Source organism: Georgenia sp. TF02-10 (genome assembly GCF_022759505.1).
In the GTDB taxonomy this organism is placed as follows: domain Bacteria; phylum Actinomycetota; class Actinomycetes; order Actinomycetales; family Actinomycetaceae; genus TF02-10.
On the sequence record NZ_CP094289.1, the window covers coordinates 1359772 to 1373586 of the forward strand.

Annotated in this window: 12 protein-coding genes; 7 read left to right on the top strand and 5 right to left on the bottom strand. The window is 76.3% G+C overall.

Annotated elements, in window-relative coordinates:
• Positions 1-13: 13 nt before the first annotated feature.
• Genes MF406_RS06115 through MF406_RS06135 form a run of 5 tightly spaced genes read right to left on the bottom strand, consistent with a single transcriptional unit; the run spans position 14 to position 5777 of the window.
• Entirely contained in the window at positions 14-1306 is a 1293-nt protein-coding gene (locus tag MF406_RS06115) for a DUF58 domain-containing protein (protein WP_242897073.1), read from the bottom strand.
• Positions 1306-2376 carry a MoxR family ATPase gene (locus MF406_RS06120; protein ID WP_242897074.1) on the bottom strand — a complete coding sequence of 357 codons (1071 nt, stop codon included), beginning with the start codon at positions 2374-2376 and terminating at the stop codon, positions 1306-1308. The genes MF406_RS06115 and MF406_RS06120 overlap by 1 nt, the downstream gene beginning before the upstream one ends.
• Positions 2373-3686 carry a DUF4350 domain-containing protein gene (locus MF406_RS06125; protein WP_242897075.1) on the bottom strand — a complete coding sequence of 438 codons (1314 nt, stop codon included), beginning with the start codon at positions 3684-3686 and terminating at the stop codon, positions 2373-2375. Before MF406_RS06125 ends, MF406_RS06120 begins: the two co-directional genes overlap by 4 nt.
• A complete protein-coding gene (locus tag MF406_RS06130) occupies positions 3683-4351 on the bottom strand; it encodes a DUF4129 domain-containing protein (protein WP_242897076.1) in 669 nt (222 codons plus the stop codon). The genes MF406_RS06125 and MF406_RS06130 overlap by 4 nt, the downstream gene beginning before the upstream one ends.
• On the bottom strand, positions 4344-5777 hold the full coding sequence (locus MF406_RS06135) for a glycerophosphoryl diester phosphodiesterase membrane domain-containing protein (RefSeq protein ID WP_242897077.1): 1434 nt from the start codon (positions 5775-5777) through the stop codon (positions 4344-4346). Before MF406_RS06135 ends, MF406_RS06130 begins: the two co-directional genes overlap by 8 nt.
• 106 nt (positions 5778-5883) lie before the next feature.
• Here MF406_RS06135 and mtrA point away from each other — a divergent pair, with 106 nt between their 5' ends.
• The 7 genes from mtrA (at position 5884) to MF406_RS06170 (ending at position 13610) form a co-directional block, all read left to right on the top strand.
• Positions 5884-6573, top strand: a complete 690-nt coding sequence (gene mtrA / locus MF406_RS06140; RefSeq protein ID WP_242897078.1) for an MtrAB system response regulator MtrA — start codon at positions 5884-5886, stop codon at positions 6571-6573.
• Entirely contained in the window at positions 6570-8585 is a 2016-nt protein-coding gene (gene mtrB, locus MF406_RS06145; protein ID WP_242897079.1) for an MtrAB system histidine kinase MtrB, read from the top strand. The genes mtrA and mtrB overlap by 4 nt, the downstream gene beginning before the upstream one ends.
• The gene (locus MF406_RS06150; RefSeq protein ID WP_242897080.1) at positions 8582-10291 is read left to right on the top strand and encodes an LpqB family beta-propeller domain-containing protein; all 1710 of its coding nucleotides are present in this window, start codon (positions 8582-8584) and stop codon (positions 10289-10291) included. Before mtrB ends, MF406_RS06150 begins: the two co-directional genes overlap by 4 nt.
• A 358-nt stretch (positions 10292-10649) precedes the next feature.
• A complete protein-coding gene (locus MF406_RS06155) occupies positions 10650-11681 on the top strand; it encodes an IS630 family transposase (protein ID WP_242892207.1) in 1032 nt (343 codons plus the stop codon).
• A 135-nt stretch (positions 11682-11816) separates the two neighbouring features.
• The gene (locus MF406_RS06160; protein ID WP_242897081.1) at positions 11817-12095 is read left to right on the top strand and encodes a hypothetical protein; all 279 of its coding nucleotides are present in this window, start codon (positions 11817-11819) and stop codon (positions 12093-12095) included.
• Between the two features lie 347 nt (positions 12096-12442).
• Entirely contained in the window at positions 12443-12580 is a 138-nt protein-coding gene (locus MF406_RS06165; protein WP_242897082.1) for a LuxR C-terminal-related transcriptional regulator, read from the top strand.
• A gap of 109 nt (positions 12581-12689) precedes the next feature.
• Positions 12690-13610 carry a ComF family protein gene (locus MF406_RS06170; RefSeq protein WP_242897083.1) on the top strand — a complete coding sequence of 307 codons (921 nt, stop codon included), beginning with the start codon at positions 12690-12692 and terminating at the stop codon, positions 13608-13610.
• The last annotated feature ends 205 nt before the right edge of the window (positions 13611-13815 follow it).

The window sequence follows — 13815 nt, forward strand, 5'->3', positions numbered from 1 at the left end:
GGACGACCGCCCGTCACAGCCGCCCGGCGGCCTTCAGCGCCAGGTAGGTGTCGGCCAGGGCCGGGGCGAGCTCCTCGGCTGGGGCCTCGATGACCGTCACGCCCCGGCGCCGCAGCGCCCCGGCCGCCGCCGCCCGCTCCAGCGCCGCCCGCTCGGCCGCGGCGGCGTCGAAGACCGCGTCGACGTCGCCGCGGTCCCGGCGCAGCGCCGCGACCTCGGGGTCCGCGGCGGAGGCCAGGACCACCGTGTGGTCCCGGGTCAGGGCGTGCGCCACCGGCAGCAGGCCGGCGGTGACCGCGGCCGGCTCCAGCGCGGTGAGGAGCACGACGAGGGCCCGCTGGGACAGCATGTCCCGCACCACCTGGGTGACCGCCGACCAGCTGATCTCCACCAGGGACGGCTCCACCGGCGCCAGCGCGGCGGCCAGCGCCCCGAGCAGCCGGGGGCCGTGCTGGCCGGTCACGCGGGCCCGGACCTGGTCGTCGACGGCGACCAGGTCCACCCGGTCCCCGGCCCGGGCGGCGAGCGCCGCCAGCAGCAGCGCCGCCTCGATCTGGGCGTCCAGGCGCGGGGCGTCGCCCAGCCGGGCGGCGGACAGCCGGGCGGAGTCGACCACGAGCAGCACCCGCCGGTCCCGCTCCGGCCGCCAGGTCCGCACGACGACGTCGTGCAGCCGCGCCGTCGCCCGCCAGTCGATGGCCCGGACGTCGTCGCCGATGACGTACTCGCGCAGGGAGTCGAACTCGGTGCCCTGGCCGCGCACGGTGGCCGCGGTGCGGCCGTCCATTTCCCGCAGCCGGGCCAGCCGGGAGGGCAGGTGCCGGCGGGCGGTGAACGCCGGCAGCACCCGCACGGTGGCCGGTGCCGGCAGCGAGGCCTGCCGGGCGGCCAGCCCGAGCGGGCCGACGGACCGGACGGTGACCAGGTGCGCCGGGCGCTCGCCCCGCCGGGTGGGGGTCAGGGTGGTGCGCAGCCGGCGCCGCTCGCCCGGCGGGACGCGCACGCGGTGCCGGTCGGTGGCCGCGCCGGCCGACGGCGGCCAGGCGTCCCGGACCAGCGCGCGCAGCGGCCGGGGGCCCGGGTTGGTCACGGTGAGGACCGACGTCGCCGGCTCCCCGACCCGGACCGAGCCGGGGGCCTGCCGGGCGACCGCGACCCGGCGCGGCGGCGCGGCCAGCGCCGCGTCCACCGCGCAGGCGAGGACGACGAGCCCGACCCACACCGCCACGGTGCTGGCCCGCGGCCACAGCGCGGCCGGGACGGCGCCGAGCGCGGCGAGCAGGGCCGCCCGGGGGGTAGGCACCATCAGCGCGGCACCGGCACGGTGGCGAGCACCCCGTCCAGCACCGTCTCGGCGGTGACGCCCTCGAGCTCGGCCTCGGCCCGCAGCTGGACCCGGTGCCGGAGCGCGGCGTGGGCGAGGGCCTTGACGTCGTCCGGGGTGACGTAGCCCCGGCCCTGCAGCCACGCCCACGCCCGGGCCGTGGCGAGCAGCGCCGTCGCCCCGCGGGGCGAGACGCCGAGGGACAACGACGGCGAGGAGCGGGTGGCCCGGACCAGGTCCACGACGTAGCCGAGCACCTCCGGGCCCACCTGCACCCCGGCCACCGCCGCCCGGGCCGCGGCCAGGTCGCCCGCGCCGGCCACCGGGCGGACCCCGGCGGCGGCCAGGTCGCGGGGGTCGAAGTCCGCCGCGTGCCGGCGCAGCACCTCGATCTCGGCCGCCCGCTCGGGCAGGGGCAGGAGGAGCTTGAGCAGGAACCGGTCCAGCTGCGCCTCGGGCAGCGGGTAGGTGCCCTCGTACTCGACCGGGTTCTGGGTGGCGATGACCAGGAACGGCTCGGGCAGCGGGCGGGGCACGCCGTCGACGGAGACCTGCCGCTCCTCCATCGCCTCCAGCAGCGAGGCCTGGGTCTTGGGCGGGGTGCGGTTGATCTCGTCGGCGAGGAGGAGGTTGGTGAACACCGGTCCGGGCCGGAAGGAGAACTCGGCGGTGCGCGCGTCGTAGACCAGGGAGCCGGTGACGTCCCCGGGCATCAGGTCCGGGGTGAACTGGACCCGCTTGGTGTCCAGGTCCAGGCTGGCCGCCAGGGTGCGCACGAGCAGGGTCTTGGCGACGCCGGGCACCCCCTCCAGGAGCACGTGCCCGCCGCAGAGCAGCGCGATGACCAGCCCGGTCACCGCCGGGTCCTGGCCGACGACGGCCTTGCCGACCTCGGCGCGCAGCCGGCCCAGCCGGTCCCGGGCGGGGGAGGGCTCGGCCGGCGGGGCGGCCGGCGCGTCCGCGGCGGTGGCGCCGGTGGCCTCGCCGGCGCCGGCCACCTCGCCGGGGGCTGGGCTGCCGCCGGGGCGGGCCGGGGTGGCGGGGTGGGTCATCGGTGGACCTCGCTTTCCAGGTCGTCGAGGGTGGCGGACAGCGCCAGCAGGGCGGCGTCGTCCGCCGGTGGTGGGCCGTAGAGGGCGTCGGCGACGGCGGCCGGGTCCCGGCCGGTGGCGCGGGCGACCGCGTCGACCACGGGTTCGGGGCCGGCGGAGCGGGGCAGCCCGAGGGTCCGGGCCAGCCGGCTCGCGGTGCCCGCCCGCAGCGCGGCGCCGGCGTGGGCGTGCGCGCGGGAGCGGCGGTAGAGCCGGCCCCGGCCGCGGGTCGTCTCCGCGGCGCGGACGACGACGGGCATGGCCTCGGTGACCACCGGGCCGAGGGAGCGGCCCTGCGCCAGCGCGAGCAGCCCGGCCGCGGCCAGAAACACGGCGCCGGCGGCGAGGACCGCGGGCGGCACCGGTGGGGCGGTGCCGGTGCCGGAGGCGGGGGCCGCGGTGGGGGGCTGGAACCACACCAGGTCCCGGTGCTGGCCCAGGGCGCGCAGCACCAGCGCGGCGTTGCCGTCCGCAGCCAGGTGCTCGTTCATCATCAGCCGTGGGTCGGCGAGGTAGCGCACGGTGCGGCCCTGCCCCGACCAGACCGCGTAGGCGCCGGCGTCGTCGTCGCCGACCGGGAAGCAGACGACGGCGCCGGGCCCCTCGGCGCGCACCGCGCCCTGGGTGAAGGACACCCGGCCGGCGGCCCGGGCGTCGGGGTCCGGGCACCGGGCGGCGACCGGCTCGGTCGACCCGGCGCCGGAGGTGCTCAGCGGGACGTCGAAGCCGTCGAGGTCGGTGAACGGGTCGCCGGCCAGGACGAGGTCGGCGCCGGTGGCGACCAGGTCCGCCCGCTGGTCCGGGGTGAGCCGGCGCAGGTCGGTGACCAGGAGCGTCGTGCCGGGCCCGGCCAGCCGGGTGGCCTCGGCCAGCGCGCTGGCGGGCCGGACCTCGACGCCCTGGCGCTGGAGGATCTGGGCGGCGGCGCGGGCGCCGTCGGGCCGGGGGTTGTCCGGCGCCAGCGGGCGGGCGGAGGGCCGGCCGGCCAGGGCGTAGCTCAGCAGCGCCACGGCCAGGAGGAGGACCACGAGCCCGACGGCGGCCCGCCGGCGGCGCCACCACGACGCCCCCGCCCGCGGGGGTGCCGGCGACGGCGCGGGGCCGGGGCCCGGCCGCTCGGCGGATCCCTCGGCCGGGTCGGGCGTGCCGACCGCCGCGGGGTCCGGGCGGTCGGCGGCCGGGGTGGTGCTGGCTCGGGTGGCGCCGGCCGGGGTGGCGCTGCCTGGGGTGGCGCCGGCCGCGGGTGCGCCGGCCGTGGGGGCACCGGTCACGGAACAACCTCCCGCCCGCGCGCCGGGTCGGCGCCGGCGGCCGGGCGGTCCAGGCGAGCGACGAGCTCGCGCAGCGCGGCGTCCTCCCCGGGCCCGGGCGCGGCGTGGCCGTAGCAGACGTCGTCGAAGAGCCGGCCGGCCCTGCCCAGGTCGGCTGCCAGGTCCGGGCGGGCGGCACCGGCCAGGCCGGCGGCCTCGTGCGCGGTCAGGCCGGGCCGGTCGTCCAGGGCGCCGCGCTCGTCCAGCCGGCGGACCAGGCCGCGGAACCGCTCGAGGACGGCGGTGGCGTAGTCCCCGCGGGCCGCGGCGGCGTCGGCGGCGGCCAGCAGGTCGGCGCTGGTGCGGGCGTCGTCGAACAGGGCCACCGACCGGGTCCCGGTCGGGGCCCGGCGGCGCTGCACCCGGCCGCCGAGGACCCGGGCGAGCACGACCAGCCCGACGAGCGCCAGGACCAGCAGGACGGGCACGAGGCTCGGCGGCGCCGACCCGCCGAGGTCCCAGAGCCGCTCGATCAGGTCCACGAGCCAGCCGATCGCCCGCTCGACCAGGCTCGGCTCGTCGTCGTAGGCGGCGTTGGCCAGCTCCTCCGTCGCCCACTCCCGCGCCTCGGCCGCGTCCGGGTCCACCGGCACGGACAGCCCGGCCCAGCCGGCGAGGTCAGGCACCGCGGCCCGCTCCGGCGGCCCGCGCGAGCTCGACGTCCAGGCCCTCCTTGCGCATGCGGACATCGATGTAGACCAGCGCCAGGACCGCCGCCAGGAACGGCGTGGTCAGCGCCGAGACCAGGGTCGAGATGACCGTGGAGAGGATGACCGTGCCGACGACGGCGGACTCGGAGTACGCGCCGAACGCGGTCAGGATGCTCACCGGGACCATCACGGCCGCCGAGATCACCCAGACGATGAGGGCCGCGAGGACCAGCGCGCCGAAGATCCGCCAGAACTGCCCGCCGGTCAGGGACCAGGACCGGCGCAGCGCGGTGCCCACCCCGCTGCGCTCGAGCATGAGCGCCGGCGCGGCGAGCCCGAGCCGGACCGCGAAGAAGGCCACCACGACCACGGCCGCCAGGAAGAGGAGGACCGCCAGGAGCACCGCGACGCCGAGGGCGTCCTGGCCCAGGCCGGCGAACGCGACGCCGATCAGCGCGGCGAAGGCGAAGACGACGACGAAGAAGAGGACCGCGCCGCCGACGCCGAGCAGCAGGGTCAGCCCGACCAGCCGCCAGATCTGCCCCTTGGCCCGGGTCCAGACCTCGCCGACGCTGACCCGGTGCCCGAGCACGGACTGGCTGACGGACAGGATGAGCAGCCCGGTGAGGATGATCGAGGCGACCCAGACCGCCACGCCGGCCGCCAGCGAGGAGACCAGGGCGCCGGCGCTCAGCCCGAGGACCTCGGAGGGGTCGGCGCCGGGGGCGAACGGGTCGGTCGCGGGGTCGTAGGCGAACGGGTCGGTCAGGAACGGGCTGGCCTCGTCGAGGAGGAAGTAGAGGATGATCGTCTCGATCACCGAGGCGACGGCGAGGACGAGCAGGGACAGCCCGAACATCACCTTGGGGTTGGCCCGGATGGCCCGGAAGCCGCCGTCGAGGATCTCCCCGATGGTCAGCGGCCGGAGCGGGACGATCCCGGGCTGGACCGCGCCGGCGAAGCCCGCCGGTGCCGGGCCGCCGCCGTACTGCCCGTACTGCCCGTACTGCCCGCCGGCCGGCGGCTGCCCCCAGCCGCCGGCCGACGGCGGCACCGGCTGACCGGGCTGCTGCGGCTGCCCGTACTGGCCGTACTGCCCGTACTGGGGCTGCGGCTGGGGGCCGTGCGGCGCGTACTGCCCGTACTGCGGCGGTTGCTGCTGGCCCTGCTGCGGCCGCTGGCCGTGCTGCCCGGTCTGCTGCGGCTGTCCGTACTGGCCGTACTGCGGTTGCTGCTGGCGCTGCGGCTGCTGGCCGTACTGCCCGTACTGCGGCTCGCCGGGCTGCGGCTCGGCCGCCTGCCGGGCGTACGGGCCGTAGCGCCCGCCGTCGTCCGCCGACGGGCGCTGCTGCTCACCGCCGTCGTGCTCTGGGCGCTGGTCCCCCGGCTCGGTGCCGGACATCTGGTCTCCCCGGGTCTGGCTGTGCTCCTGCCGCGGTCATCGTCCCACGCGCGCCGCGGCGGGCGCGGCTGCCGCACCTGGGCGGCCGAAATGGGACGATGGGGCCATGAGCGGACGTCTTCTCGTGGTCGACGACGACACGGCGCTGGCCGAGATGATCGGGATCGTCCTCGAGGCCGAGGGCTTCGAGGCCACCTTCTGCGCGGATGGCTCGGACGCGCCCGAGCTCTTCCGGCGGGTCCAGCCCGACCTCGTCCTGCTCGACCTCATGCTGCCCGGCCTGGACGGCATCCAGGTCTGCCGGATCATCCGGGCCGAGTCCGACGTGCCCATCGTCATGCTCACCGCCAAGTCCGACACGATGGACGTCGTCGCCGGCCTGGAGGCGGGCGCCGACGACTACATCGCCAAGCCGTTCAAGCCCAAGGAGCTGGTGGCCCGGGTCCGGGCCCGGCTGCGCCGGCTGGAGGAGCCCGACCCCGAGCCCGAGCGGCTGCGCATCGGGGACCTGGAGATCGACGTCGCCGGCCACCAGGTCACCCGCGACGGCACCGCCATCGGGCTGACCCCGCTGGAGTTCGACCTGCTCGTCGCGCTCGCCCGCAAGCCCTGGCAGGTCTTCAGCCGCGAGGTCCTGCTCGAGCAGGTCTGGGGCTACCGGCACGCCGCCGACACCCGGCTGGTCAACGTGCACGTCCAGCGCCTGCGCGCCAAGGTCGAGAAGGACCCCGAGCACCCCGAGGTCGTCGTCACCGTCCGCGGCGTCGGCTACCGCGCAGGTACCCTGCAGGAGTGAGGCCCCCGGCCGTGGCCGTGCCCGACGGCGCCGCCGACCCGCCGCAGGTCGGCCCCCCGCCCCCCGGGATCGGGTCCGTCCCGCACCCGGCCGGCCCGGCCACGACCTACCGCCCGCCCGCCCGGACCCCGCTACGGGTGCGGCTGCGGCGCAAGGTCGCCGACCTGGCGGGCCGCTGGCGCTCCTCGCTCATCGTCCGGGTGGTGTCCACCACCATCGTCGGCGGCGCGCTCGCGCTCGCCGTGCTCGGCGGGGTCATCGCCAACCAGATCCGGGACAGCCTCTACGACGAGCGCGTCACGCAGATGCTCGAGGACGCCGCCGTGCGCACCCGCGACGCCCAGCAGACCTTCGACTCCGCGACCGCCACCACCACCCAGCAGGTCCAGCTCGTCGTCGTGGACTGGGTCGACGCCCTGGAGACCGCCTCCTCCGGCGCGGTCGGCACCTTCCTCATGCGCTCCCCGGAGAACACCGCCGCGGTGACCATCGCCGAGCCGAGCACCAACGCCGCCCCGCGGGAGGTGCTCTCGGCCGAGCTGCGCGACGCCGTCGTGGACGAGGGCGGCCTGCACTGGCAGCCGGTCCGCCTGCCCGGGGACGAGCCGGGCATCATCGTCGGGTCCCTCGTCACCCTGCCCGCGGCGGGGGAGTACGAGCTGTACACCGTCTACACCCTCGCCCCGGAGGAGGAGACGGTCTACCTCGTCCTGCGGGTGCTGGCGGTGGGAGCCTCCTCCCTCGTCCTCGTCCTCGGCGCGATGGTCTGGGCCATCGCCCGGTGGGTGCTGCGCCCGGTGCAGCAGGCCGCCTTCGCCGCCGAGCGCCTGGCCGACGGCCGGCTTGACGAGCGGATGGAGGTCCGCGGCGGGGACGAGCTGGCGGTGCTCGGGGAGTCCTTCAACGAGATGGCCGCCTCGCTGCAGCGGCAGATCGAGCGGATGGAGGAGCTCTCCCGGCTCCAGCAGCGGTTCGTCTCCGACGTCTCCCACGAGCTGCGCACCCCGCTGACCACCATCCGGATGGCCGGGGAGCTCATCCACGACGCCCGGGGCTCCTTCGACCCGGCCGTGCGCCGCTCCGCCGAGCTGCTGCACGCCCAGCTCGACCGGTTCGAGACCATGCTCGCGGACCTGCTGGAGATCTCCCGGTTCGACGCCGGCGCCGCCGTCCTGGACGTGGAGGAGCGGGACGTCCGCGACCTGGTCGCCCGGGTGGTCGACCTGGACGCGCTGCTGGCCGAGCGGAAGGGCTCGGAGGTCCGGGTGCACGCGCCGGCGGAGCCGTGCACGGCCGACGTCGACCCGCGCCGGGTCGAGCGCATCCTGCGCAACCTGCTCGGCAACGCCATCGAGCACGGGGAGGGCCGGCCGATCGACATCACCGTGGGCTGCTCGGACGGCGCCGTCGCCGTGGTCGTCCGGGACCACGGGGTGGGCCTCGGCCCGGAGGACGCCGAGCACGTCTTCGACCGGTTCTGGCGGGCCGACCCGGCGCGGGCCCGCACCAGCGGCGGCACCGGCCTGGGCCTGTCGATCTCCGCCGAGGACGCCCGGCTGCACGGCGGCCGGCTGGAGGCGTGGGGCGAGCCCGGCCTGGGCGCCGCCTTCCGGCTCACCCTGCCCCGCCGGGCCGGGGCGGAGGTGGGCCGCTCGCCGGTCCCGCTGCGGCCGGGCGAGCTCGTGCCGACGGCGGGCGCCACCTCCCTGGTCACGCTCCCGCCGGCGGGGCTCACCGTGCCGCCGGGGCTGCCCGCTCCCGGCGGCGGCACCGGGCCGAACGCCGGCACCGGGCCGGGCGCCGTCGGCGGGCCCGGCGCGAACGGCGCCGGCGAGGCCGGCCCGAGCGGCCCGAACGGCAGCCGTGCCGCCGAAACCGCTCGCCCGAACGCCGCCGGAGGCCCGGACGCCGCCGCCCGCCCGGACGCGAGCCGTGCCGCCGACGCTGCCCCACGAGGTGCGGGTGCCAGCTCCCCGGCCGGTGCCGACGAACCCGCGGGGGAGGGGCCGTGAGCCGCCGGGGGAGCGCCGTGCGCCGCCGGGGCCGCGCGCTGGCGGTGCTGGCCCTCGCCTGCGCGCTGCTCGCCGGGTGCGTGTCCCTGCCGCGGTCGGGCCCGGTGACCGCCTCCGAGCCGGACCTGCCCGCCCAGCAGGGCATCGGCCTGTACGCCCAGGGCCCGCAGGAGGGCGCGAACCCGCGGGAGATCGTCGAGGGGTTCCTGACCGCCTCCGCCGCCGGCTACTCCGACGAGTTCCTGGTGGCCCGCGAGTTCATGGCCGGGCCGGCGGTGGAGACGTGGCAGCCCCTGGAGCAGGTGCGGATCTACTCCGACACCGACACCCCCGAGTTCACCCGGACCGCCGACGGCGCCGTGCGGCTGACCGTGGCCGGGCAGGCGTCGATCGACTCCGCCGGGCACTACACCGAGTCCGTCCCGGAGACCACCGTCGAGGCCGACTTCACCCTGGCCCGCAACCCCGAGGGCGAGTGGCGCATCATCGAGCTCGACGACGGCGTGCTGCTCTCCGCCGCGTTCTTCGACTCCCTCTACGCCCCGTCCCCGCTGTACTTCCTCACCCCCGACCTGACCGCCGTCGTGCCCGACCTGCGCTGGTTCCCCCGGCAGAACCAGGCCACCGCGCTGGTGCGCAGCCTGCTCGAGGGCCCCTCCGCCTGGCTCGCGCCCGGGGTGGTGACCCTCGTCCCGGCCGGCACCCGGATGGTGGTGGAGTCCGTCCTGGTCCAGGACGGGGTGGCCCGGGTGGACCTGTCCGCCGACGCCCTCGCCGCCGACCCCTCCCAGCGGGCGCTGCTGCTCGCCCAGGTCGAGCTCACCCTGCGCGGCGTCCCGGGCGTGCAGGAGGTGGAGCTCACCGCTGCCGGCGCCCCCTACGAGGTGCCGGAGTCCGAGCCCGAGCTGCCCGCCTACCCCTACACCGCAGCCCCGCTGGTCGGCGTCGCCGACGGCGTGCTGGTCGACGTCGTCGGCGGCGAGGCGGTCCCCCGGCCCGGCAGCGACCGGATGGCCGGCGCCGACCCCCGCCACCCGGCGGTGGGCTACGCCACCGCGGCCCCGCCCACCGTCTACCTCGACGGGCCGGACCGGCTGACGACCGCCCCGACCGCCGAGGAGCCCGGCGTCGTCCTGGCCCAGGGCCAGGCGCTCGTGCCCCCCTCGGTCGACCGCCGGGACTGGGTCTGGACCGGCCCCACGCGCGCCACCGGCACCCTCCTCGCCGTGCACGTGGGCGGGGAGGCGGCCGACGTGGACGCCTCCTGGCTCAACGGGGCCACCGTCCGGGCGCTGCGGGTCTCCCGCGAGGGCGCCCGCGCCGTGGTGGTGTGGGAGCAGGCCGGCGCGGTCCAGGTGGACGTCGCGGTGGTGGTCCGCTCCCGCGACGGCACGCCCACCGCGCTCGTCGAGCCGGTCCGGCTGGGGGAGCGGCTCACCGACGCCACGGACGTGGCCTGGGTCGACGAGCAGACGGTGGCCGTGCTCGGCACCTCCGGCAACGACACCAGCCCCGCGGTGCACCTGCTGCCGGTGGGCGGGCCGACGCGCCGGCTGCCGTCGGTCGACGGCGCCACCTCGCTCACCGCCGGGCGCGGGGACCGGTCGGTGGTGCTCGGCACGGAGTCGGGCCGGCTCTACGAGCGCAACGGCGCCTCCTGGCGGCCGGTGGAGGCCGGCGTCCGGTACCCGGCGCTGCCCGGCTGAGAGTTCGGCTTCCTGGGAGGGGTTAGTAGGAATCCCGACAGAGGCGGCCCGAAAGTAACCCCGCGGGCAGAAGCTCTTCCCGATACCAACTTGACCTGCTATCGCGGTTGGAGCGCGAAGATGTGCCCGTAGCCTGCAGCCCGGAGTAGGAGCGAAAGCCATGCTGTCCACCGTTGCTGGGTTCGCCACCGGCCTGGCCTGTAGCGGCCATAAGACAAGAACTGATTCCTGACCCGCACCCGCCGAGACCTGCGAACGACTACGGCACACCGCCCGTGCGCTGACATCTGGGAAATGTTTGCGGGTGTGTCGCGGCGCGCCTCCCCAGGATTGGACGTCTGATTACTACTATTGGTGCATGACGTTGATCGAGCTGGACGGTACCGAGTGGTCCATCCTGATGAAGTACAAGGAGCAAGCGCCGTACAAGCTGATGCGGCTCAAGGCAGAAGCGCTGATGCTGCTGCACGAGAACGTCGACATCGGCACGGTCGCCAGGTTTGTCGACCGCAGGCCTTCGACGGTACGGGCCTGGGTGAGGGACTGGCAGAAGATGCGTCTGGCGTCGGTGCACACCGGTCACGCCGAGAACCTGAACGCCTCCAAGCTCACCGCCGACCAGCGCGCCCAGGTAGCCCAGATCCTGGCCTCCCCACCCTCGGAGCAGGGACTGCCCGCGCAGTTCTGGGACGTACCGAACCTGGCGTCCTGGCTGCACAACCACTTCGAGGTGGTCTACGAGTCCGACAGCTCCTACCACTTCCTCCTGCACATGGCCGGGATGACCTTCCACAAGCCCGAAGCGGTGGACAAGCGACGCGGCGACGAGGCCACCATCGCCAAGCGGATGGCCGAGATCCACCAGGAGATCGCCCCGCACCTGGCCGACCCGGACACCATCGTGGTGGCCGCGGACGAGGTCCGCATCGAGCACGAGGCCATCCTGCGCCGGGCCTGGCAGATGGCCGGAACCACCACCCGCATCGAGGTCGACCGCCAGCGCCAGGCCCAGAGCTACATCGGGTTCCTCCACCAGGACGACGGGAAGGTGGACCTGCGGCGCCTGGACTGGCAGAACAGCGACACCATCATCGAGGCCCTCACCGCGTTCACGGCCGCCCACCCGAAGAAGAAGATCGTGATCGTGTGGGACAACGCCGCCTGGCACCGCTCCAAAGCCCTGCGGGCCCACCTCGGACCAGGCAATCTCCTCGAACGCATCCACCTGATCCACATGCCGCCCTACGCACCCGACCACAACCCGATCGAGCACGTCTGGGGCGAAGCAAAAACCAGCATAAGCAACATCCAGCGCGCCACCTTCGACCAGACCAGGACCGCGTTCGAAGGCTTCATCCGCGGCAACAAGTTCCCCTACCGCCTGGAGTGAGCTTTTGATCTATCCGGGCTATGGTTCCTTTCGCTGTCGGCGTTCGAAGGCCACCGCACGTTCGTCATGCAGCAACGATTCGCCGGGATTCCCTGGTGGCTGCTCATCGGCACCCTAGTTGTCACAGTTGTCGCTGTGGCGCTGTTGGTCCGGCTCGACCTGAGGTTCCGGGCCGGTGCCACAGGTGCCCTGCTCCTGTGCCTGCTCGTGGGCGTCCTGGTTGGTGGCGACATGTTGCACGCGTTGGTGACGGACGCCTGGATCATCCCGTTCACCTTCACCCGCGGCCTCGTCAGCCCGGCGGTGTGGACAGCGCTCGGGGTGGCCGGCACCCTGACCGGAATCGCTGCGCGCAGGGCGCGGCAGGAGGAGTCCGTCGGGCACCGGGCCCCGAGCCGCAAGTCCGGCATCTGAAGCGGCAGGGGCGGCACGTGGGCCTCGCTGGCTGTCTGTGGCTGTGCCGTCGGTACTGCCCATCAGCGCCCCGATCACGTCGCCGGTGGCGGGTGGACCTGGGGCCGCGTCGCCGGGCCGCCCAGCGACGTCGCCGACTCTTCCCGCCGGGGTTATCCGTCGCACGTTGCCGTCGAGGACGGCTGCGTCCACGCCGCCCCGGCAGCTTGCTGACCGCCGTCGGGCTCGACGCCGGGCCAGTGCCCGTCCTGGCGGCCCCGGCTGGTGGGTCGGAGCTCCTCCTACGGCGACGACGTGCATGGCGGCGAGCGATCGCGGCGCGCGCCACTGGCCGCAGTGCGCCCGACGTGGGGACCGCCGCCCAGCTCGACCTCTCCCCGGCGGCCGTCGAGGCGGGCATGTCGCAGATCCTCACCAAGCTCAGGTTCCGGAACCGCACCCAGGCCGCTGCGCTGCGTGGCCCCGGCGCCGGCAAGGTCCGCTGAGACCGGCGTGCCCGGAGCCGCTGTCCCAGCTGGACGGCCGGCGCCACGCCGTCCCCAGCTCCCGCCGGTCGCCGTCGGTGGTGGTCGCGGCCGTGGCACCGTGACCGCCGTGCCCGTCCCGACTGCCAGCCACCTACTGGCCGCCCTGGGCGCCGCCGGCGCGCTCGTCCTGCCCGTCGAGTGCGCCGGCTGCGGGCGGTGGGACGTGGCCCTGTGCCCGGGCTGCGCCGCCCTGCTCGCAGCGGCACCGGCGCGCTGCGACGCCGACCTGCCCCTGCTCGACGCCGCCGCCGCGTCGATGCCGGTGTGGGCGGTCGGGCCCTACCGGGGCCCGCTCCGGGCGCTGGTGGTGGCCTGGAAGAATCACCGCCGCCAGGACATCGCCGCCGACCTGCTCGCCGCGGCCCAGGCCACCGCCGCCGGCTGGATCGCCGACCCCGCGGTGCGCGCCGCCATGGGGCTGTCGGCGGAGTCGCCCCCGCGCCTGGTGCTGGTCGTGCCGGCTCCGTCCGGCTGGCGTCGGCGGTTGGCCCACCGCCTCGTCGTGCTCGACCTCGCCCAGGCGGTCGCGCGCGGCATCGCGACCGGCCTCCTTGACGCCGCCCCCGCGACCTCACCCGACGCCGCGCCCGTCGCCGCCCCCGGCTCCGCGCCCGCCGCCACCCCCGATGCCGCAGCCGACGGCCGCACCGAGGTGCTCGTCGTGGACGTGCTGCGCCGGCGCGGGGGCGCCGACCACCAGGCCGGCCGGGGCGCCCGCGCCCGGGGTGCGAACCGGGCCGGCATGGTGGTGGCGCTGGCCCCGCTGCCTGCCGAGGCCGCCGTCGTCCTGGTGGACGACGTGGTGACCACCGGGGCGACGCTGGCCGCCTGCGCGAGCGCCCTGGCCGACGCCGGCAGCCCGCCGCGCGCCGCCTGGGTGCTGGCCGCCGCGCCGCCCCCGCGGCGGGCCCGCGCAGTTCCGGGCGGTTCCCGTCCTCCCGGCGACCGCCGCCACCCGATGCCGACCACAGTGCCCGCCACGCCCTGAGACCTTGGACGTGCCCCGGCCCGAGACGGACGGCTAACGTTGGTGCATGACGGAGGGGCTCACGATCCGGGGGCCGCGCGAAGGAGCGCGGCGCAGGTCCCGGCGGGCCGCGAAGGAGGTGGTCGAGACCCCGAGCCGTCGCTGAGAGCGGCGAGCCAGCACACGTCCGGGGCCCTCGTGCCCCTACCAGAACCGATGGAGGTCA